Source organism: Bradyrhizobium sp. IC4060, from assembly GCF_020193715.1.
Lineage (GTDB): Bacteria > Pseudomonadota > Alphaproteobacteria > Rhizobiales > Xanthobacteraceae > Bradyrhizobium > Bradyrhizobium yuanmingense.
Genome location: NZ_JADYVJ010000005.1, coordinates 221,215 through 239,658 on the forward strand (window position 1 = coordinate 221,215; position 18,444 = coordinate 239,658).

At 65.6% G+C, this 18,444-nt stretch carries 21 protein-coding genes; 10 read left to right on the forward strand and 11 right to left on the reverse strand.

Features of this window, described 5'->3' with window-relative positions:
- Window positions 1-77 precede the first annotated feature (77 nt).
- Both I6F16_RS19290 and I6F16_RS19295 read left to right on the forward strand, forming a co-directional pair.
- Window positions 78-1,460: a 3' terminal RNA ribose 2'-O-methyltransferase Hen1 gene (locus tag I6F16_RS19290; protein ID WP_225113210.1), complete on the forward strand. Its 1,383-nt coding sequence runs from the start codon at window positions 78-80 to the stop codon at window positions 1,458-1,460.
- 9 nt (window positions 1,461-1,469) lie between these two features.
- The gene (locus I6F16_RS19295; protein ID WP_225113211.1) at window positions 1,470-4,022 is read left to right on the forward strand and encodes a polynucleotide kinase-phosphatase; all 2,553 of its coding nucleotides are present in this window, start codon (window positions 1,470-1,472) and stop codon (window positions 4,020-4,022) included.
- A gap of 14 nt (window positions 4,023-4,036) precedes the next feature.
- On the opposite strand, the gene I6F16_RS19300 is transcribed toward I6F16_RS19295, so the two are convergent.
- Window positions 4,037-4,393 carry an antibiotic biosynthesis monooxygenase gene (locus I6F16_RS19300; RefSeq protein ID WP_225113212.1) on the reverse strand — a complete coding sequence of 119 codons (357 nt, stop codon included), beginning with the start codon at window positions 4,391-4,393 and terminating at the stop codon, window positions 4,037-4,039.
- Window positions 4,394-4,417: 24 nt separating this feature from the next.
- A complete protein-coding gene (locus I6F16_RS19305) occupies window positions 4,418-4,726 on the reverse strand; it encodes an NIPSNAP family protein (RefSeq protein WP_036011128.1) in 309 nt (102 codons plus the stop codon).
- Between the two features lie 161 nt (window positions 4,727-4,887).
- On the opposite strand from I6F16_RS19305, the gene I6F16_RS19310 reads away from it, so the two are divergent.
- The 3 genes from I6F16_RS19310 (at window position 4,888) to I6F16_RS19320 (ending at window position 7,223) form a co-directional block, all read left to right on the forward strand.
- Window positions 4,888-5,586 carry a winged helix-turn-helix domain-containing protein gene (locus tag I6F16_RS19310; RefSeq protein ID WP_192893176.1) on the forward strand — a complete coding sequence of 233 codons (699 nt, stop codon included), beginning with the start codon at window positions 4,888-4,890 and terminating at the stop codon, window positions 5,584-5,586.
- A 179-nt stretch (window positions 5,587-5,765) separates the two neighbouring features.
- Window positions 5,766-6,776: an alpha/beta hydrolase gene (locus I6F16_RS19315; protein WP_225113213.1), complete on the forward strand. Its 1,011-nt coding sequence runs from the start codon at window positions 5,766-5,768 to the stop codon at window positions 6,774-6,776.
- Between the two features lie 195 nt (window positions 6,777-6,971).
- Complete coding sequence (locus I6F16_RS19320; protein WP_036011098.1) at window positions 6,972-7,223, forward strand: hypothetical protein; 252 nt, start codon at window positions 6,972-6,974, stop codon at window positions 7,221-7,223.
- A 150-nt stretch (window positions 7,224-7,373) separates the two neighbouring features.
- Here the strand turns inward: I6F16_RS19320 and I6F16_RS19325 are convergent, their stop codons facing one another.
- Window positions 7,374-7,661: a twin-arginine translocation signal domain-containing protein gene (locus tag I6F16_RS19325; protein ID WP_074448158.1), complete on the reverse strand. Its 288-nt coding sequence runs from the start codon at window positions 7,659-7,661 to the stop codon at window positions 7,374-7,376.
- 142 nt (window positions 7,662-7,803) lie between these two features.
- Window positions 7,804-8,118: a hypothetical protein gene (locus I6F16_RS19330; protein WP_225113214.1), complete on the reverse strand. Its 315-nt coding sequence runs from the start codon at window positions 8,116-8,118 to the stop codon at window positions 7,804-7,806.
- A gap of 130 nt (window positions 8,119-8,248) precedes the next feature.
- On the opposite strand from I6F16_RS19330, the gene I6F16_RS19335 reads away from it, so the two are divergent.
- A complete protein-coding gene (locus tag I6F16_RS19335) occupies window positions 8,249-8,902 on the forward strand; it encodes a glutathione S-transferase family protein (protein WP_225113215.1) in 654 nt (217 codons plus the stop codon).
- A gap of 75 nt (window positions 8,903-8,977) precedes the next feature.
- Entirely contained in the window at window positions 8,978-9,130 is a 153-nt protein-coding gene (locus I6F16_RS19340; RefSeq protein ID WP_193374987.1) for a hypothetical protein, read from the forward strand.
- Window positions 9,131-9,250: 120 nt separating this feature from the next.
- Here I6F16_RS19340 and I6F16_RS19345 read toward each other — a convergent pair whose 3' ends face one another.
- Together I6F16_RS19345 and I6F16_RS19350 are read right to left on the reverse strand one after the other, a co-directional pair.
- Window positions 9,251-9,598, reverse strand: a complete 348-nt coding sequence (locus I6F16_RS19345; RefSeq protein ID WP_225113216.1) for a hypothetical protein — start codon at window positions 9,596-9,598, stop codon at window positions 9,251-9,253.
- A gap of 110 nt (window positions 9,599-9,708) precedes the next feature.
- Window positions 9,709-11,241 (reverse strand): acyl-CoA carboxylase subunit beta, encoded by a 1,533-nt coding sequence (locus I6F16_RS19350; protein WP_128264731.1) that lies wholly within the window; start codon window positions 11,239-11,241, stop codon window positions 9,709-9,711.
- A gap of 140 nt (window positions 11,242-11,381) precedes the next feature.
- Here I6F16_RS19350 and I6F16_RS19355 point away from each other — a divergent pair, with 140 nt between their 5' ends.
- The 3 genes from I6F16_RS19355 to I6F16_RS19365 all read left to right on the forward strand — a co-directional run bounded on the left by I6F16_RS19355 (window position 11,382) and on the right by I6F16_RS19365 (window position 13,156).
- Window positions 11,382-11,786 (forward strand): DUF4260 domain-containing protein, encoded by a 405-nt coding sequence (locus tag I6F16_RS19355; RefSeq protein WP_109143370.1) that lies wholly within the window; start codon window positions 11,382-11,384, stop codon window positions 11,784-11,786.
- Window positions 11,787-11,936: 150 nt separating this feature from the next.
- Window positions 11,937-12,527: a hypothetical protein gene (locus tag I6F16_RS19360; RefSeq protein WP_192893420.1), complete on the forward strand. Its 591-nt coding sequence runs from the start codon at window positions 11,937-11,939 to the stop codon at window positions 12,525-12,527.
- A 191-nt stretch (window positions 12,528-12,718) separates the two neighbouring features.
- Window positions 12,719-13,156 carry a hypothetical protein gene (locus I6F16_RS19365; RefSeq protein ID WP_225113217.1) on the forward strand — a complete coding sequence of 146 codons (438 nt, stop codon included), beginning with the start codon at window positions 12,719-12,721 and terminating at the stop codon, window positions 13,154-13,156.
- A gap of 48 nt (window positions 13,157-13,204) precedes the next feature.
- On the opposite strand, the gene blaOXA is transcribed toward I6F16_RS19365, so the two are convergent.
- From blaOXA to I6F16_RS19390, 5 genes are all read right to left on the reverse strand, one after another.
- Window positions 13,205-14,023 carry a class D beta-lactamase gene (gene blaOXA / locus I6F16_RS19370; RefSeq protein WP_225113218.1) on the reverse strand — a complete coding sequence of 273 codons (819 nt, stop codon included), beginning with the start codon at window positions 14,021-14,023 and terminating at the stop codon, window positions 13,205-13,207.
- A 74-nt stretch (window positions 14,024-14,097) separates the two neighbouring features.
- The gene (locus I6F16_RS19375; protein ID WP_036027569.1) at window positions 14,098-14,361 is read right to left on the reverse strand and encodes an EscU/YscU/HrcU family type III secretion system export apparatus switch protein; all 264 of its coding nucleotides are present in this window, start codon (window positions 14,359-14,361) and stop codon (window positions 14,098-14,100) included.
- Entirely contained in the window at window positions 14,358-15,959 is a 1,602-nt protein-coding gene (locus tag I6F16_RS19380) for a flagellar hook-length control protein FliK (protein ID WP_225113219.1), read from the reverse strand. The genes I6F16_RS19375 and I6F16_RS19380 overlap by 4 nt, the downstream gene beginning before the upstream one ends.
- Window positions 15,960-16,015: 56 nt before the next feature.
- Window positions 16,016-16,807, reverse strand: a complete 792-nt coding sequence (locus I6F16_RS19385) for an ATP12 family protein (protein WP_225113220.1) — start codon at window positions 16,805-16,807, stop codon at window positions 16,016-16,018.
- Window positions 16,808-17,221: 414 nt separating this feature from the next.
- On the reverse strand, window positions 17,222-18,436 hold the full coding sequence (locus I6F16_RS19390) for an RluA family pseudouridine synthase (protein WP_225173946.1): 1,215 nt from the start codon (window positions 18,434-18,436) through the stop codon (window positions 17,222-17,224).
- Window positions 18,437-18,444: the final 8 nt, after the last annotated feature.

An 18,444-nucleotide genomic window follows, 5' to 3' on the forward strand; every position in this document is an offset into this window, starting at 1 on the left:
CAGTGTCTCCGCCCTCAAAGGCGAGCGGAGCAATCAAGACCACTGGAAGTAAATGCTGCCATCGGCTATCTGACGGCATGTTCCTATCGATTGCGACCACCCATCAACCGGCCACCGACCTCGGCTACCTGCTCAACAAGCATCCCGAGCGGATGCATGAGCTCGAGCTGACCTATGGCAAGGTCCTTGTATTCTATCCCGAAGCCCGCGAGTCGCGCTGCGAGGCGGCGCTGGTGCTCGACGTCGATCCAGTCGGCCTCGTCAGGGGCAAGGGACAGGGCGAAGGGTTGCTCGATCAATACGTCAACGACCGTCCGTACGCGGCCTCCTCGTTTCTCTCGGTAGCGCTGAACAAGACGTTCCGGACCGCCATGAATGGCGTGAGCAGCGCGCGGCAGGAGCTCGCCGACAGCGATCTTCCGCTGGAGGCCGTGGTCACCCCGCTGCCGATGCGCGGCGGCGAGCGCGTGGTGCGGCAGCTGTTCGAACCGCTCGGCTGGCTCGTCGACCTCGAGCCGGTCCCGAGCCCGAACGTCGACACGGCCGGCAAGGCCTATGCACGCCTGCGCCTGAGCGGGACGGCCCGGCTCAGCGCCCTCCTCAATCATCTCTACGTGCTCATCCCGGTCATGGACGACGCCAAGCATTATTGGGTGGGCGACGATGAGATCGACAAGCTGCTCAAGCGCGGCGAAGGCTGGCTTGAACAGCATCCAGCCAAGGAGCTGATCGTCCGTCGCTATCTCCGTCATCGCGGCACGCTGGCACGCGTTGCGCTGGAACGCCTTGCCCCCGAGACCAAGGACGATCCTACCGAGCCCGACGAGCGCAGCGGCGACGAGGACACGCTCGAGACGCCGATCCGGCTCAACGACCAGCGGATGGCCGCGGTCGTCGAGGCGCTGCGTGCGACCGGCGCCAAGACCGTGGCCGACCTCGGCTGCGGCGAAGGCAAGCTCTTGCAGCACCTCCTCCGCGAACGCTGGGCCGACCGGCTGATCGGCCTCGACCCTGCCGTGAACGAATTGCAGCGGGCCGTACGGCGCCTCAAGCTGAACCTGCCCGGCGGCCCGCCGGAAGGCCGCGTGTCGCTGCTGCACGGCTCCCTGACCTACTACGACAAGCGCTGGGCCGAGGCGGATGCCGCAGCGCTGGTCGAGGTCATCGAGCACCTCGATCCCGACCGCCTTCCGCTCGTCGAACGTGTCCTGTTCGGCGCGGCGCGGCCGCGCGCGGTCGTCGTCACCACGCCCAACGCCGAATACAACGTGCTGTTTCCGACGCTCGCGGCGGGCAGCTTCCGCCATCGCGACCATCGGTTCGAATGGACCCGCACCGAGTTTCGCGACTGGGCGGACAGGATCGGCACGGCGTACGGCTACCGCGCCGAATTCAGCGACATCGGCGCGAGCGACCCGGCGCTCGGATCACCCACCCAAATGGCCGTCTTCACGCGATAGCTTCAAACGATGAAACTCGAGATTCCCGACTTCTCGCTGGTCGTGCTGATCGGCTCGACCGGATCCGGCAAATCCACCTTCGCGGCAAAGCATTTTCTGCCGACCGAGGTGATCTCGTCGGATTATTGCCGCGGCCTGGTGGCGGACGACGAGACCAACCAGAGCATCAGTGCGGACGCCTTCGACCTCGTGCGCGAAATCGCCGGCAAGCGCCTGAAGCATCGCCGGCTTGCGGTCATCGACGCAACCAACGTCCGCCCTGCCGAGCGCAAGGGCTGGGTCGAGCTGGCGCGCAAATGGCACGCCCTACCGATCGCCATCGTGTTCGATCCAGGCATCGACGTCTGCATCGCGCGCAACAAGGAGCGTCCCGACCGCGCGTTCGGCGGACAGGTCGTGCAACGCATGGTCTCGGAGATCCGGCGCGGCTTCGGCGGCCTCCAGCGCGAAGGCTTTCGTCAGGTGTGGAAGCTCTCGGATGTCGAGGCCATCGACGCCGCCACCATCGCGCGCCAGCCGCTCTGGACCGATAAACGCGGAGATCACGGCCCGTTCGACATCATCGGAGACGTTCACGGCTGCGCAGACGAATTGCAGGCGCTGCTCGCGCTGCTCGGCTACGGTGTGCAATGGTCGGCTGACCGTAGCGTCACCGTGACGCCACCCGAGGGACGGAAGCTAGTCTTCGTCGGCGATCTCGTCGATCGCGGCCCCAACACGCCGGATGTGCTGCGCATCGCGATGAGCATGACGGCGGCCGGCACCGCGTATGTCGTCCAGGGCAATCACGACCGCAAGCTCCAGCGCTGGCTTGCCGGCCGCAAGGTCACGGTTGCGCATGGCTTGCAACAATCGATCGATCAACTCGCCCATGAGGACCGCGGCTTCCGCGACGGCGTCGCCACCTTCCTCGACGGGCTCCGCAGCCATGTCTGGCTCGACGGCGGACGGCTTGCAGTTGCGCATGCCGGGCTGAAAGAAGACATGATCGGCCGCGGCTCGGGCGCGGTCCGGGAATTTGCGCTGTTCGGCGAGACCACTGGCGAGATCGACTCCTACGGCCTGCCGGTCCGCGCCGACTGGGCGGCCAAGTACCGGGGATCGACGACCGTCGTCTACGGTCACACGCCGGTGGTCCGGGCCGACTGGGTCAACAATACGCTCTGCATCGACACAGCCTGCGTCTTCGGCGGCAAGCTGACGGCCTTGCGCTGGCCCGAGAAGGAGATCGTCGAGGTTGTGGCGGAACGCGTTTGGTCCGAACCGGTGCGGCCGCTGGCAAGCCCTGCCGACCCAGCTTCGGCCCAAGCCGACGCCGATCAGGTGCTTGACATCGAAGACGTCGTCGGACGGCGCTGGATCGAGACCGAGCTGCGCGGCCGAATCGTGGTCGCGGAGGAGAATGCGACTGCGGCACTGGAGGTGATGAGCCGGTTCGCGCTCGCACCGCAATGGCTCGCTTATTTGCCACCGACGATGTCGCCTTCGGAAACCAGCGCGCGCGAGGGTTGGCTGGAGCGGCCCGAAGAGGCTTTTGCGCATTTTCGCGAACGCGGCGTCAGCGAGGTGGTGTGCGAGGAGAAGCACATGGGCTCCCGCGCGATCATCGCGCTGTGCCGGACGGCGAGCGCGGCCGCTGCCCGGTTCGGCGTGCCCATCGGCGAGACTGGCGCGATCTGGACCCGGACCGGGCGCGGCTTCTTCAATGACGCCGCGACGACCGAGGCGCTTTTGGCACAATTACGGCACGCGGTGGACGGCGCGCGCCTGTGGGAGGAGCTTGGCAGTAACTGGCTGCTGCTCGACGCCGAGATCATGCCCTGGTCGGCCAAGGCCGGTAGCCTGATCGAAAGCCAGTACGCACCGGTTGCCGCCTCGTCCGCGGCGGGACTGTCCGCGGCGGCGGACGCACTGACGCGTGCCACCAAGCGCGGTCTCGACATCGCCGGCCTTCGCGATCGCTTCGCCGACCGCCTTCTGCGCGCGGAGCGCTATGGCAAGGTTTGGGCGCCCTATATCTGGCCGGTGAGCGGCGTTGCCGATCTCAGGGTTGCGCCGTTCCATCTGCTCGCAAGCGAGGGACGCGTCTGGTTCGACCATGATCACGTCTGGCACATGAAGCTCGCCGACCGGCTGGCCGCCGCCTCCGACGCGGTCATCAGGAAAACGCAGTGGCGCACGGTTGCTCTCGACGACGAGACCGCCATCGGCGATACCATTGCCTGGTGGGAAGCCATGACGAACCAGGGCGGTGAAGGGATGGTGGTCAAGCCACGCGACTTCATTGCTCGCGGCAAGAAGGGCCTCATTCAGCCTGCGCTGAAGGTGCGCGGGCGCGAGTATCTTCGCCTGATCTACGGTCCCGAATACGATGCGCCCGAACACATTATCCGGCTGCGCCAGCGCAATCTCGGCGGCAAGCGCAACCTCGCCCTGCGCGAATTCGCTCTCGGCCATGAGGCGTTGAAGCGCTTTGTCGCCCGCGAGCCGCTCCGGCGGATTCACGAGTGCGTATTCGCCGTGCTGGCACTTGAGAGCGAGCCGGTCGATCCGCGGCTATGAGGCTTTCGTGGCCGCTACCGCGCGGCCTGGTCATGCACGACGCGGCTGTCCTTCGGCGCCTCGTCGCGATCGTTCATGCCGTAGTCGCGGATGACGCTGGCGATGCGTAAGTGATAATCGGCGAAGATCTGCGCCCTGCCCCTGGCCTGGGTGCGGCGGTGCTCCATCGTGTTGCGCCAGGCCTGGACGGCCGCTTCGTCCCGCCAGAACGATACCGACAGGATCTTGCCCTTCTCCGTCAGGCTCTCGAAGCGCTCGACCGAGATGAAGCCGTCGATGGTCTGCAGCAACGGCTTCAGATCGGCTGCAAGGTCGAAATAGGTCTGGCGGTGTTCCGGCTTGGGCCAGACCTCGAAGATCACGGCGATCATGGGCGTCTCCTGCTGTTGGTCGGCCTACAATACCACCTTGCGCAGGAAGGTGCGTTCTTCGGCGAGGATGAATTTCTCCGCCTCGGCAAAGTTGAAGTTTGCCATACCGTCGAGATCGGCGCGCAGCCGTTTGCGATAGGCTTCATAGGCGGCCAAGCTCTCGAACGAGATCAGGGCCGACGCAATGTTGTTGGTGCCCTCATGTGGCATGAAGTAGCCAATCAACTCGCCGCCACATCTCGGGATGATGGTGAGCCAGCGCTTCGAATATTCCTCGAACTGCGCGCGCTTGAACGGATCGAGCTGGTAGCGGATGAAGACGGTGACGGACATGATGGGCTCCTTTGTTTTCGCCGTCATTGCGAGCGTAGCGAAGCAATCCAGGAGTCCCTCCGCGGACGCAGTCTGGATTGCTTCGCTTCGCTCGCAATGACGTGTTCGTGACAACACGCTACGCCCTTGCCCGACACCAACGCTTCGGTTACCATCGAAGCATGAAATCAGGACCCGACATCGCCATGGTCGCCTCGCTGGTCGGCGATCCCGCCCGCGCCAACATGCTCACGGCGCTGATGAACGGCCGTGCGCTCACGGCGAGCGAGCTGGCTCAGGAGGCCGGCATCACGCCGCAGACCGCAAGCTCGCATCTGTCGAAGCTCGAGGCCGGCGGCCTGATCGAGCCGGAGAAACAGGGCCGCCACCGCTATTACCGCCTCACCGACGACGACGTCGCCGGCGTGCTCGAGGGGCTCGCCGGCCTTGCCGCGCGGACCGGCCATATGCGCGTGCGCACCGGGCCGAAGGACCCTGCGCTGCGGCGCGCGCGGATCTGCTACGACCATCTCGCCGGCGACCTCGGCGTGCAGATGCTGGACTCCTTGCGCGAGCGGCATCTGGTCAGGCAGAAGAAGCAGGAGATCGAGCTGACCGCCGAGGGCGAGCGCTTTCTTGTGAAGCACCTGCAGATCTCGCCCGACATGCTCAGCCATCCGCGCCGCCCGGTCTGCAAGGCCTGCCTCGACTGGAGCGAGCGGCGGCACCATCTCGCCGGCACGTTGGGCGCGGCCATGATGCAACGGTTCGCCGAGTTGAAATGGGCCGCGCGCGATCCCACGCCCGGCAGCCGTATTGTGAATTTCACCCGTACCGGCGAGAAGCAGTTCGCTGCGCTGTTCGCGAATGGGAAGGACTGATCACACAAGCTCTGTGAGATCGCACGTTTGCGTGTGAATGTGCACTCTCGTCATGGCCGGCCTTGACCCGGCCATCCACGTCTTTATTGCGGCTGGCACGTGGATGCCCGGGCCTTCGCCTCGCCGAAGCGGCTTCGGCCGCGCAGGCGGGACAAGCCCGGGGCATGACGGAGACTGTGATGAACCGCATCTTCCTGGCCGCGCTCGCCGCCGCCCTTCTTACTTTCCAACTCACATCGACCTACGCCGCCGATGCCACGCCCCGCGAGCCCTATGGCATCGCGCTCGAAGGCTTTGCCTATCCTTACCCCGTGCACTTGCTCCCCGTCGTCAACGACGGCGAGCAGCTCAGCATGGCCTATATGGATGTCGCCGCGGCACGGCCGAACGGCCGCACCGTCGTGCTGCTGCACGGGCGCAATTTTCCGTCGAGCTATTGGGCGCCCGTGATCAAGATGCTGAGCGAGGCCGGCTTTCGTGTCGTGGTGCCGGACCAGGTCGGTTTCGGCAAGTCTTCCAAGCCGGCGGGCGAGCTGCATTTCGACAATCTGGCGCGCAACACCATTGCGCTGCTCGATCACCTCAAAATCGACAAGGCCGAGATCGTCGCGCATTCGCTCGGCGGCATGCTCGGCGTGCGCATCGCCCGGGCCTATCCCGACCGCCTCGTCCATCTGGTGCTGACCGCGCCGATCGGGCTCGAGGACTACCGCCTCTACGTGCCGCCGACGCCGACCGAGAAGATGATCGAGACCGAGGACAAGCTCACCGCCGACGGCTATCGCAAGCAGCTCCAGACCAATTACGCAATCAAGCTGCCGGCCGAGGCGATCACGCCGTTCATCGAGGCCCGCTTCAATATCAAGGGCAGCCCGGACTATCCGCGCTGGCTGCGCGCCTTCGTCTCTTCCGGCCAGATGATCTATCGTGAACCGGTGGCGCACGAGATCCCGCTGATCGCGACACCGACTCTGTTCATCATGGGCGCGGACGACCACAACGCGCCGGGCCGGCCGCTCGCGCCGGAGGCGCTGCGGGCCAAGATGGGGCAGAACGCAGAGCTTGCGAAGCAGCTCGCCGCGAAGATGCCGAACGCGCGGGCCGAGGTGATCCCCGGCACCGGCCATCTCGTGTTCCTGGAGGCGCCGGAGACGTACAAGGAACTGGTGCTGGGCTTTCTCGGCCGCTAGCGACACCAGCGTGTCGTCCGGGACCAGATGCGGGGAACGTTCATGCCGCATTCAGGTCATGATTGGCAGGTTTGGATCGCGACGTGCCGGCACGTTTCTCCAATTTTAACGTGTCGAATCGTGTCTGTTGATTCATTGTGCGCCACAAGCGCCATCCCCCTAAGCCTGCCCCCAGGACGAGAAGGAAGATCAAAAATGAAATACCTGTTAGCCGCCGTCATGCTCGCCAGCGCGGCCGTCGTCGGTTTCAGCGAGGCGGCCAGCGCCGCCGAGGGCTGCGGCCGAGGGTTTTATCGCGGCCCCTATGGTCAGTGCCGCCCGATGCGTGGCGCAGTCGTCGTGCGCCCCGCCCCCGTGGTGGTCGCCCCGCCGGTCGTCGTGGTGCCCCGCGCGCGCGTCTGCCCCTACGGCTTCCGCTGGTACGCCGGCCGCTGCCGTCCTTACTGATCTTCTTCGCACTCCAGAATGGCCGCGCGGCATCCGCTGCGGCCATTTTCTTTTGGCGCTCTGACTTTCGCCCACGGAGCCGGGCGTCTCCAGAAAAGAAACGGGGACCGCCAGCGGCGATCCCCGTTGAGTCCGCGAATGGTCGCGAGCTTACCAATAATGGCGGCGGCGCCAGCGCCGACGGTGCCGGCGCCAATGACGGCGGTGCCAGCCCCAGTGGCGGCCACGCCCACGCCAGTGAACCTGCTCAGGAGCGAGTTGCGCAGCTTCCTCACTGGTCGTGACAGCGGGATGCGCGTCGGGATTGCCTTGCGGCGCGTGAGTGGGATCAGCGAGCGGCTGCGGTGACAGCGGCGCGGCCTGTGCCGCGGTTGCGGCGAAGGCAGCGGCGCCCGCCGTCAATCCCAAGGCAAGTTTCAAAAAGTTCCGGCGCTCCATCGTTTCTTCCTTCTTGGATCATCGTGCACGTGATGCAGAAGGAATGTCGCTGCAACGCCATGAACCGAAGCTGAAGCCGGCGTTCAGATTCATGCGAGCCGAGATGAAGAATTCGTAACTCCGTCCGGGTTACAGAACCTCGCTACGTCGCGAACTCCTGCGCCAGCACCAGCGTCTCGCGCGAGCGCTTCACGTCGGGCCAGTCGCGGTTGAAGTCGGTGACGAGCTTTTTCAGCGCATCACCTTTCAGCATCGCGTTCAGCTTGGCCTCGTCATCGAACTGATACATCGCCTGGTGCAGCGAGGGATCGTCGAGGCTCCAGAATCGCCACGCCTTGCTCACGCCGAAGGCCTGCACCGCGTCGGGCAAATGTTCCGTCTCGTACCAACGGTCGAAAGCAGCGCGCTTGGCGGCGTCGGACACGACGGCGCGAATGACGAAGAAGGCTGCTGGCATCGGATTTCCTCCTGTTGTTTGGGGCGAGCCTAGCCGGTTAAGCCGCCGGCGACAAAAGGAGTCGCCGCCGGTGTCGGAATGGGCGCCCTTCGTTCGTCCTTTGCGTTGAACCGGCACACGGAGACAGCAAATGGCCGACCTCACCCTGACCACCTTCGATTGGGTTCCCGCAGCGCCGCGAGGCTTCGTGCGCGACTTCCGCGTGCGCTGGGCCCTCGAAGAAGCCGCCTTGCCCTATCGCGTCGCCAGCGTGCCATTCGACGACCGCGGGCCCGCGCACTTCGCCCACCAGCCGTTCGGCCAGGTTCCGTGGCTGACCGACGGCGACCTCTCGATCTTCGAGACCGGCGCGATCCTGCTGCATCTCGGCGGCCTCAGCGAGAGGCTGATGCCAAAGGACCCGCGCGGCCGCACTGAAGCGGCGGAGTGGGTGTTCGCGGCGCTCAATTCGGTGGAGATGGCCAGCCTGCCCTGGGGCATGTCCAAATTCATGGGACATCCGACCGACACGGCAGCATGGAAGTTCGTGGATGACTTCCTCAAGCTTCGGCTCAAGCATCTCGAGCCGGTGCTGGCCAGCCGCGAATGGCTGGCGGGCTCCTTCTCCGTCGCCGACATCCTGATGGCGGACGTGCTGCGCGTCATCGATGGATTCAACGGGCTGACGGACAGTCCTGCCTGCCGCGCTTACGTCGCGCGCGCCACCGGACGTCCGGCGTTCGCCAAGGCCCACGCCGACCAGCTGGCGCATTTCGCCGCGGCGGATAAGGCGCGTGGGGCGTGATGCACCTCACATAATCGATGCTGTGCTTGGCATAGTGTCGCCGGCATCGGAACGATTCAATTCGACAGGTGACCCATGGTCCGCATCGAATATCTCAAGCGACAGATCGCCCGCGCCGAGCGGTTGGCCAAGGCCATCCTGGACCGGCAGACCGCCGACCGGCTCCAGGCCTACGCCGCCGAATGCCGCGCCGAATTGTCGGAGCTGACAGTCAAGCAGGCCGCGTGAGGCTTGCTGGCGCTGGAGGCGTCTGATGCGTAGGGCGGATTAGCGATAGCGTAATCCGCCACTTCTCCATCCGATGACGCACACCTTGGTGGATTACGCTTCGCTAATCCACCCTACACCTCACACCAGCTTCAGCGGCGCATCGGCAACGACCCTGAGGTCAATGCTGCCGATCAACGCCGCACGCCGCGCCTCTGCAGCACTGATGGCCTCCTCCGTCTGCCGCAGCGTGCTGATGTTCGAGCCGAGCGAGACGATCCCGCCGAGCACCAGCGCGATCGATCCAAGCGCTGCGGTCTGACCGAAGCCGAACACACCGAGGATCGTCACCAGCAGCAGCGCCGCCCCGCCACCGATCGCGATCTTGGACGCGAGGATGTACTTGCGGCACCGCTCAGCGATCTCGGCGAGCTCTTCGATCCGATCTTCGATATCGGAGATTTCATCGGTCGGATCGTCTTCGGTCATTGGATCGAGCGCGCCAAATCAGAAGGAGCTGTCGCCCGCATGAGCAAAGGGACATGCGGGACCTCGGCAAAGACCCGGATGTCGCTTTCGCTCATCCGGGCTACCTCCTATTACAACGGCAAATTGTCGTGCTTCTTCGCCGGCATTTCCGTCTTTTTGTCCTTCAGCATCGCCAGCGCCCGCGCGATGCGCTTGCGGGTCGAGTGCGGCATGATGACGTCGTCGATATAGCCGCGCTCGGCGGCGATGAAGGGCGACAGGAAGCGGTCTTCGTATTCCTTGGTGCGGGCGGCGATCTTGTCGGGGTCGCCGATGTCTGAGCGGAAGATGATCTCGACCGCGCCCTTGGCGCCCATCACCGCGATCTGGGCGGTCGGCCAGGCGTAGTTCATGTCGGCGCCGATCTCCTTGGAGGCCATGACGTCGAAGGCGCCGCCATAGGCCTTGCGGGTGATGATGGTGACGAGCGGCACGGTGCATTGCGAGTAGGCGAACAGGAGCTTGGCGCCGTGCTTGATCAGGCCGCCATATTCCTGCGCGGTGCCGGGCAGGAAGCCGGGGACGTCGACGAAGGTGACGATCGGAATGTTGAAGGCATCACAAAAACGAACAAAGCGTGCCGCCTTGCGCGATGCGTCGCTGTCGAGCACGCCGGCCAGCACCATCGGCTGGTTGGCGACGAAGCCGACGGTGCGCCCGGCGATGCGTCCAAAGCCGGTGACGATGTTCTTGGCGAAGGCTTCCGCGATCTCGAAGAAGTCGCCCTCGTCCACGACCTTCAGGATCAGCTCCTTCATGTCATAGGGCTTGTTCGGATTGTCGGGGATCAGCGTGTCGAGCGACATGTCGACCCGCTCGATGTCATCGAAGCTCGGCCATTCCGGCACGCCGTCGGTGTTGTTGGAGGGCAGGAAGTCGATCAGGCGGCGCATCTGCAAGAGCGTCTCGACGTCGTTCTCGAAGGCGCCGTCGGCGATCGAGGAACGCGTCGCATGCACCGAGGCGCCGCCGAGCTCCTCGGCGGTGACGACCTCGTTGGTCACGGTCTTCACGACGTCCGGGCCGGTGACGAACATGTAGCTGGTGTTCTTCACCATGAAGATGAAGTCGGTCATCGCAGGCGAATAGACGTCGCCGCCGGCGCAGGGGCCCATGATGACGGAGATCTGCGGGATCACGCCCGAGGCAAGCACGTTGCGGCGGAAGACGTAGGAATAGCCGGCGAGCGCGGCGACGCCTTCCTGGATGCGGGCGCCGCCGGCGTCATAGAGGCCGATGATGGGCGCCCTCGCCTTCATCGCCATGTCCTGGAGCTTCGTGATCTTCAGCGCATGCGTTTCCGAGAGTGAGCCGCCGAACACCGTGAAGTCTTTGGCAAACACAAAAGTCTTGCGGCCGTTGACGGTGCCCCAGCCGGTGACGACGCCGTCGCCCGGCACCTTGCTCTTCTCCATGCCGAACTCGGTGGAGCGGTGCTCGACGAACATGTCGAACTCCTCGAACGATCCCTTGTCGAGCAGAAGCTCGATGCGCTCGCGGGCCGTCAGCTTGCCGCGGGCGTGCTGCGCCTCGATGCGCTTCTCCCCGCCGCCGAGCTTTGCGCCGGCACGACGATCTTCAAGGGCGTCCAGGATGTGTTTCATTTGCTCCCGCCAGTTCTTAAGTGATGGGCGGGTTCTAACACGGCATTTTGCGGCCCGGAAAGCCGCTTTCGCCGTCGCAGGGCTGCCCTGCCGCAGCGGGAAAGCGCAAGGAATTACAAAGTTTTGCCCAGGAGGCGAGCGTGAGCGAAGGAACGGCCGAGACGGGCGCTGCAACAGGCGGCGTCAACATCCTGCTGCGGCTGGAGGGCCTCACCCTGTTTGCAGGGATGGTGACGCTCTATGCGGCCTGGGACGGGTCGTGGCTGGTGTTTGCGCTGCTGTTCTTCGTACCCGATCTGAGCTTCCTGGCCTACCTGTCCGACGCCAGGTTCGGCGCGATGGTCTACAACGCCGCCCACAGCTACTTGGTGCCGGTGGCGCTGCTGACGCTGGGCTTCGCCCTCGCCTCGCCCCTCACCCTCTCCATCGCCTTGATCTGGCTTGCCCATATCGGCATCGACCGGGCGCTCGGCTACGGCCTGAAATATTCCGCCGGGTTCGGCTTCACCCACCTGGGGCGGATTGGGCGGCAGAAGGATTCCTGACCTCACATTTGGCAGCCCGGCAGGTTGACCGGGCCGACCGATTCAGGCTTGCTCCGAGTCAGATCAGGCGCCGAATGTTGCGTGAGCCCAGTCGGTACGGCGGTGATCATCATGCCCTGGCTCCAGCGTCTACCTACTGGCATCACCGAGATGTCCGCGACGGTCGTCCCCTTGCCGCCGAACCCAGCGTCCGAAACGATCGACTTCCTGCGCCGCATGGCCGGCATGGTGTCGGGGCGGAACGGCGAGATGCTGCTGCGCGCAGCCAGCATGATCGAGACGCTGAGCCAGCGGGCGATGTCGGCCGAGCGGCTCTATCATCAGGCGCAGGAACAGAGCACGCGCAACGCCGAGCTGCGCGAGTCCGCCGAACTCGCCTCCGACGCCATGGTCGGCCAGATCGCGGCGCTGCGGGCACAGCTCGCCGAGCTCACCGCCGCGACCGCAGCCGAGCGCGCCGCATTCGATGCCGAGCGCGGCAAGCTGCTCGAGCTGATGCAGCATGCCGAGAGACATATCGGCAAGCTCACGACGGAGCTCGACAGCTTGCGCGCCTCCGTCGACAGCCTCAACGAGACCGCGGTCTCGGTGCCGATCGAAGTGCTGCGGCTGGCGCGGACGCAGTTCGATTATCTCTCCAGCGGCTTTGCCCGGCGCGGTGATCCGATCTCGCAGGCCATGAGCGAGATCGGCGGCTTTGCGATTGACCGGGCGCTCACGGCAAAACCCGACAACGCCTGAACTCCGTCCCCGAAATCGTCGACTTTCAGCTCGAGCTGGACCGCCGGGTTGGCGCTCAGAATTGCCGAGGAGTTGCTGATGGCCGCTTGGTGTTGCCATGACGTCATCATAGCGGTGACACCGAAACCACTACAAGGCCGGGCGTTCGAAGGCGATATCAGCGCAGCAAGACCCCGCGACCGGAGAGAACAATGTTCGTCGATATCGATCATGCATCACTCGACATGGCAGCCTCGAGCCTGCCCGGATATCAACCCATCTTCATGCTCAATCTTCTGCGCTATCGGGATGAGGCCTTGTACCCGGACAAATCCGAGCTACCGGCCTGTAGCGGCCGCGAAGCCTATTTCACGCGCTATGTCCCCGCATTTCGCAAGATCGCGACTCCGCAAGGGGTCAGGCCAACTTGGCTTGGATCTGTCGGAGCTCTGCTGGTGGCCGCGCAAGGCGAAGCCTGGCACGACGCCGCAATCGTCCGTTACCCTGACTTCGCGACCTTTCGAGCGATCGTCTTGAGCTCCGATTACCGGCGTGAGGCCGAGCCCCACCGTTTGGCCGCGCTCGCCGATTGGCGCCTGATTGCGACGACCGAGGTTCAGGTGCCGGCTGATCTGCAACCGCGCGCTTAAGCTGACCGTGTGGGATCGGGTTGCTTCTCCATCAACCACACGGTCGCGCTAGATCGCGCCGATCTCGGCAAGGCAGGCTTGCGTCAGCGTCATGCGAGCCTCGATGTGCCGTGGCTCTTTGCAATCCATGTTGAGCGCGAACACGGTATGTGCCTCGCCCTTCTCGGCCCAGCCGACCATCCAGCCGAGCGACGGCTCGCCGCGCTCGGCGCCCAGGAGACCGGATTTGGCGCGGATGACGGCGTCGCCGACCTTCGTCGCCGGCAGGATATCGGCAACGAGATCCTGGCTGCGCTTTGAGATCGGCAGCGCGCGGCGGCGCAGCCGGTCGACGAAATCGACCTGCTCGACCGGATCGATGCGCAAGGCCCCGGTGAGCCAGAACTGGTCGATGCCGCCGCCGATGTCGCGATTGCCGTAGTCGAACGCGTCGACATATTGCTGCATGCGCGCCTCGCCGATGCGGCGCGCGATCTCCTGATAGACCGGCACCGCGCTCACCGCGATCGCGCTGCGCAGCGTGTGATCCTTGTTCCAGGCCTCGATCGGGCGCTTGACGCCGTCCCAGGCAAACACGTCCTTGTCGGGGTCAGTGACGACACCGGCCTCGAGCGCAATCAGCGAGTTGGGAATCTTGAAGGTCGAGGCCGGCAACTTGCCCTCGCCCGAGCGCTCCTTGTCGCTGGCGACGATCAGATAGTCCTCGACCTTGTAGCCGACGAAGGTGCCCGACGTGCCGAGGTCGGTGAAGCGCTTTGCAAGAGCGTCGCGGATTTCATTGCGCGGCGGCGCGACATGGGCGCGCGCGCGTCGAGGCAGGATCGCGGTTGCGGCGAGGAGGCCGAGGGTGGAACGGCGGGTCAGCAAAAGCGATATCCGTGAGCAGCGAAAACCAGCGCGACCATGCAGCCGCTAAGTGTTGAAACGATGACAGGTTGTGTTTACCGCCCCCGGCCCGACAGCCGCAGCACGAACACCAGCACCTCGGCGACGGCCTTGTAGAGATCTGGCGGGATCTCGTCGCCGAGCTCGACCTTCGACAGCGCGCCGGCCAGAACCTCGTTCTCCTCGATCGGAATGTCGTGGGCCTTGGCGATCTCGACGATCTTCTCGCCGATCGTGCCCTTGCCCTTGGCGACGACGACGGGCGCGCCAGATCCCTTCTCGTAATGCAGCGCGATCGCGAGCTTGGAGGGATTGCTCATGTGGCGCGATCCAGGAAGTGGCCGGCGCGAGCGGGCGCCGGAGCCGGCGGCGTGCCGTCGCGGACCACGATATCGCCGGGCTTGAGCTCGGCCTTCGTCAATGCCTGGCTGAGCTCACCGATGCCGGCGCGGAGCTGCTGCGCCGTGACCGGCCGCTCCGCCCACATCCGAACGAAGGTCTTGTCGCCGTTCAGCGTGATCAGCGCATGCACGGGTCCGGCCGGCTCGACATCGAGCGAGAAGCGCGCGCGCCAGGCGCGCTTGGCGGGATCGTCCGACTCATTGCCGCCGTCGCGCGAGATCTCGAACTGCGCCATCGCGGTACCTTGCGGGGTCGCGAACGGAATCTCGAAATTCCACTGCGGCACGGCCGGATCGATGCGGTGGCCGCTGGCGTCGGTGCGATCGGGAAGCGAGGCAATTTGCAACAGCGTCTGCCGCGCGATCGCGGCATCGGTGTCATCGAGCAGACGATGCACGGTCGCAGCCAGCGGCGTATCCGGTGCGAGCGACGGCGCGGCGATGGACTGAGGCGCCGGCAGCGCACCGCGGACCGGTGGAGGTGTCGAGTGTGCGGCCGCCTCGAAGATATGGGCGTCCGGCACGGACTTGTTGGAGCCCGGCACGTTGCCGGTCAGGCGCGGCAGGTTTTCGGTGACCTCCTGCAGCAAGCTCGCGGCAAGGCCCCCGGACATGGTGCACGACACCAAGGCTTGCGGATTGTTCCCCGCCGCATGGGCCAGCACGGCGACAGCGAGCGCGCCGCGCGACGCTTGCGCCGGTTGAGCGAGTTCCGGCGACGCCGCTTGGGCCGTTTCGCCCGCCAGCGCGGAGGCTGCGGTCTGCGTCGTGGCCGCAGCACTCGCCGGCAACGGCACAGCTGACGCAGTTGCCTGCGCCGCGCCGGAGGTCGATGCCAGGGTCTGGCGCAACACCAGCAGTGCGGCCTTCAAGTCCGGGATCGCGCCGGAGGACGGTGTCGTGCCTGCGGCCAATGACGACTCGAGAAACAATCCGGATTTCTGGAAGGCGGATTCGATATCACCGCCGTCGAGGGCGGTGTTGAGCGGCGTCTGCTGCGCCAGCACGTCGAGCACCGCCTGCTTCAGCCCGGCGGGCAGATTGCTGCTCGTCACGACGGAGGCCAGGTTGGCAAACAGCGGCGCCTGGCTGCCCTGTTTGGTCACGGCCCCGGCAGAGGCCGTTTGGACGGCGACCTGCTCGGACGGAGTGAGGGTGTTCCGTGCCGTCGCCACCGACGGCGCCAGCGGCGGGCTGTCCACCAGCGAGGCCGCGCGCGGGGTCAGCGTGACCTGATCTCCCGCCGCCTCGCCTGCCCCGTTCATGACCGCGAGGCGAATGGTGCCGTTGCTCTGGGAGACCGCGAGCTGGAGATTCTGCCCCGGCGTCAGCGCTACCTCGGACATCACGTCCATCGACAGGTTGGCGATCGCGATCCGCACCAGATTATCGGCGAGCACGCCGACCACCCTGGCATCGACCACACTGCCGGCCTGAAGCACGAGATCCGGCGTCGCCGCATCAGCCGGGCGGCTGGCGGCGTTGACGGGAGCAATGGAGGTGACCGGCGTCGGCATCTCGGCAGCCCTAGGGGAATGCCGGCTACCGTAACCGCTGCCTCGTAAACCTCTCGTTAACCTGGGACGGCCGGCGGCTTCACGGCCGCCAGAACCGTTACGGCGGCCTGGAAATCCTTCAGGCGGGCGGCGCGGCGGGCGGCCGCCTCCTCGTCCACGCCCCATCGCTCCACGTTCCAGTCCTCGTCGACATGGGCGGCGGCCCAGACCTGGTCGGCATCGCGCACGTCCTGGTCCAGCGCCAGCGCGAGCAGCGCCGATCCGGTCAGGGTGGTCACCATGTGGAGCGCGGCGACCGACCAGGGGTCGCCGGGCAGCGCGGCCCGTGCGGCCTTCACCGCCTCGTCCGGCTGCTTCACGTGCATGACGCCTTCGGACAGGATGAAATGCGCACCCAGCGTCTGCGCCGCCCAGGACAGCACAGGATCCCAATGCGCGGCCTCCCGGGCGACCAGTCCCTCAGGATGGCCGGCACGATAGAACAGCAGGTCAGACTCGAAATATTTGGCGAGGTCGTCGCTGACGAGCTCGACGCGATCGATAACGCCCTCGACCACGCTGTTGGCGATGCGCGTCAACGGCATGGTCACGGGATCGATCGCCTCGCCTTGGGCGGACCATTCTGCGGCGACACTATCTGCGAGCGCGCGCGTCGGGATCACCAATTGGCGGCCGGAGGGCGTACGGATCGGCTTGCCGTCGAGAGTGATGGCGAAGCCGCCCTCGGCGTCGACGACGACGGCCTCCTTGTAGAAGCGCTTGCGCAGCGGCGTGCGCGCGGACGCGCGCGCCGATTCCCGGGGATCAGGCGGGAGCTGCCCCGCAGCTTCTTCGAACAATTCGCGCATGTCGTTTTTTTGTTCCTGTCGTCAGTCGAATTACCAGTGTCGTCACGACCTTGCCAGTAGGACCAGGAGTGCTGCTAGTTCGCACACATGCGCGCGTACGTGCCGCGATCGGCCGGCCCCAGTCCTGCGGCTGCGCCGTCGTGAAGACATTTCGTCACGCGATCGCTGAACGAATTGCGCGGGAGCGGCTGGTAATTGTAGCGCGGCGGCGCGTCAAACTGCGGAACCTTGGGCACCTCGATCTTCGGCGGCGGTGGCGGCGCAGGCAGCGGTGGAGCGAGCCACGCGCGTCCGGCGAGACATATTGCGCGCGGGCGGCCGGCTCTACCAACAGAGTAGCCAAGAGCGCAAAGCAGATCGACAATCGTCTCATGGGGGAACATGTCGTGCGCCAGCCGCCCCTATTCAACCTCACTATTCTTCAGGCGCGTTCTCGATCGGATCAAATCTGGTTGCGTCCAGACCCAGCAGGTTCCACGACTGCTGCATGTGCGGCGGCAACGGCGCGGTGGCGTCGATCACGCCGCCGCGCGGATGCGGGATGACGATCCGGCGTGCGAGCAGATGCAGCCGGTTCTGCAAGCCGCCCGGCAGCTGCCAGTTCTCGATGTTGAAATATTTGGGATCGCCGACGATGGGATGGCCGATATGGGCCATGTGGGCGCGCAGCTGGTGGGTGCGGCCCGTCACCGGCTTCAGTGACACCCAGGTCAGCTTGTTGCCGGCGGTCTCGACCACGGCGTAGTACGTCACCGCGTGACTGGCGCCCTCATCGCCATGCTGGGCGATGCGCATGATGGTGTCGTCCTCGCCCTCCTCCTTTGCAAGGAAGGTCGAGATGCGGCCCTGCTTCGGCTTCGGCAGGCCCGGCACCAAGGCCCAATAGACCTTTCGCGCCGAGCGCGAGCGGAACGCGCCGGTCAGGTGTGAGGCAGCGAAGCGCGTCTTGGCGATCAGGAGACAGCCCGAGGTCTCGCGATCGATACGGTGGACGAGACGCGGCTTCTGGCCTTTGGCATCGCGCATCACCTCAAGCATCTGGTCGATGTGCCGCGTCATGCCCGAGCCACCCTGCACGGCAAGGCCGGCCGGCTTGTTCAGGACGAGGACGTCGTCGTCCTCCCAGATCGTCATCTCCTTCAGCGCCTTCAGCGTCTTCTGCGCGGGCTCCGAGAGCTCGCCGACGACCTTCGGCGCATCGAGCTTGAGCGGCGGGATACGGACGCTCTGTCCCTCCTCCAGCCGGTCTTTGCTGTCGACGCGCTTGCCGTCGACGCGCAGCTCGCCTTTGCGCACGACGCGCTGGATGTGGGAGAACGACAGGCCGGGAAAGCGCGCTTCCAGGAAACGGTCAACGCGCATGTTGTTCTCGTCGGCCGTGACCGTGACGGTTTGCACCTTGGTCGGCAGCAGCGCCTCGATGGACTTTGCAGGCGCAGGCCTCTCCTGGACTGCTTTTGGCGGACGCCGCTCGGCGCGATCGCCGACAAAGCGCGGCGGCTTCCCGCCGGGCTTGCCGCCCGGACGCGGCCTGGCCTTCTTCGCGCTACGCGCCTGATGCGCCCGCGAGTCGTCGCGCTCGTCACGCGAACGCGGCTTTGGGTTCATTCTCTTGATGCGGCGGCTCATGGTTGCCT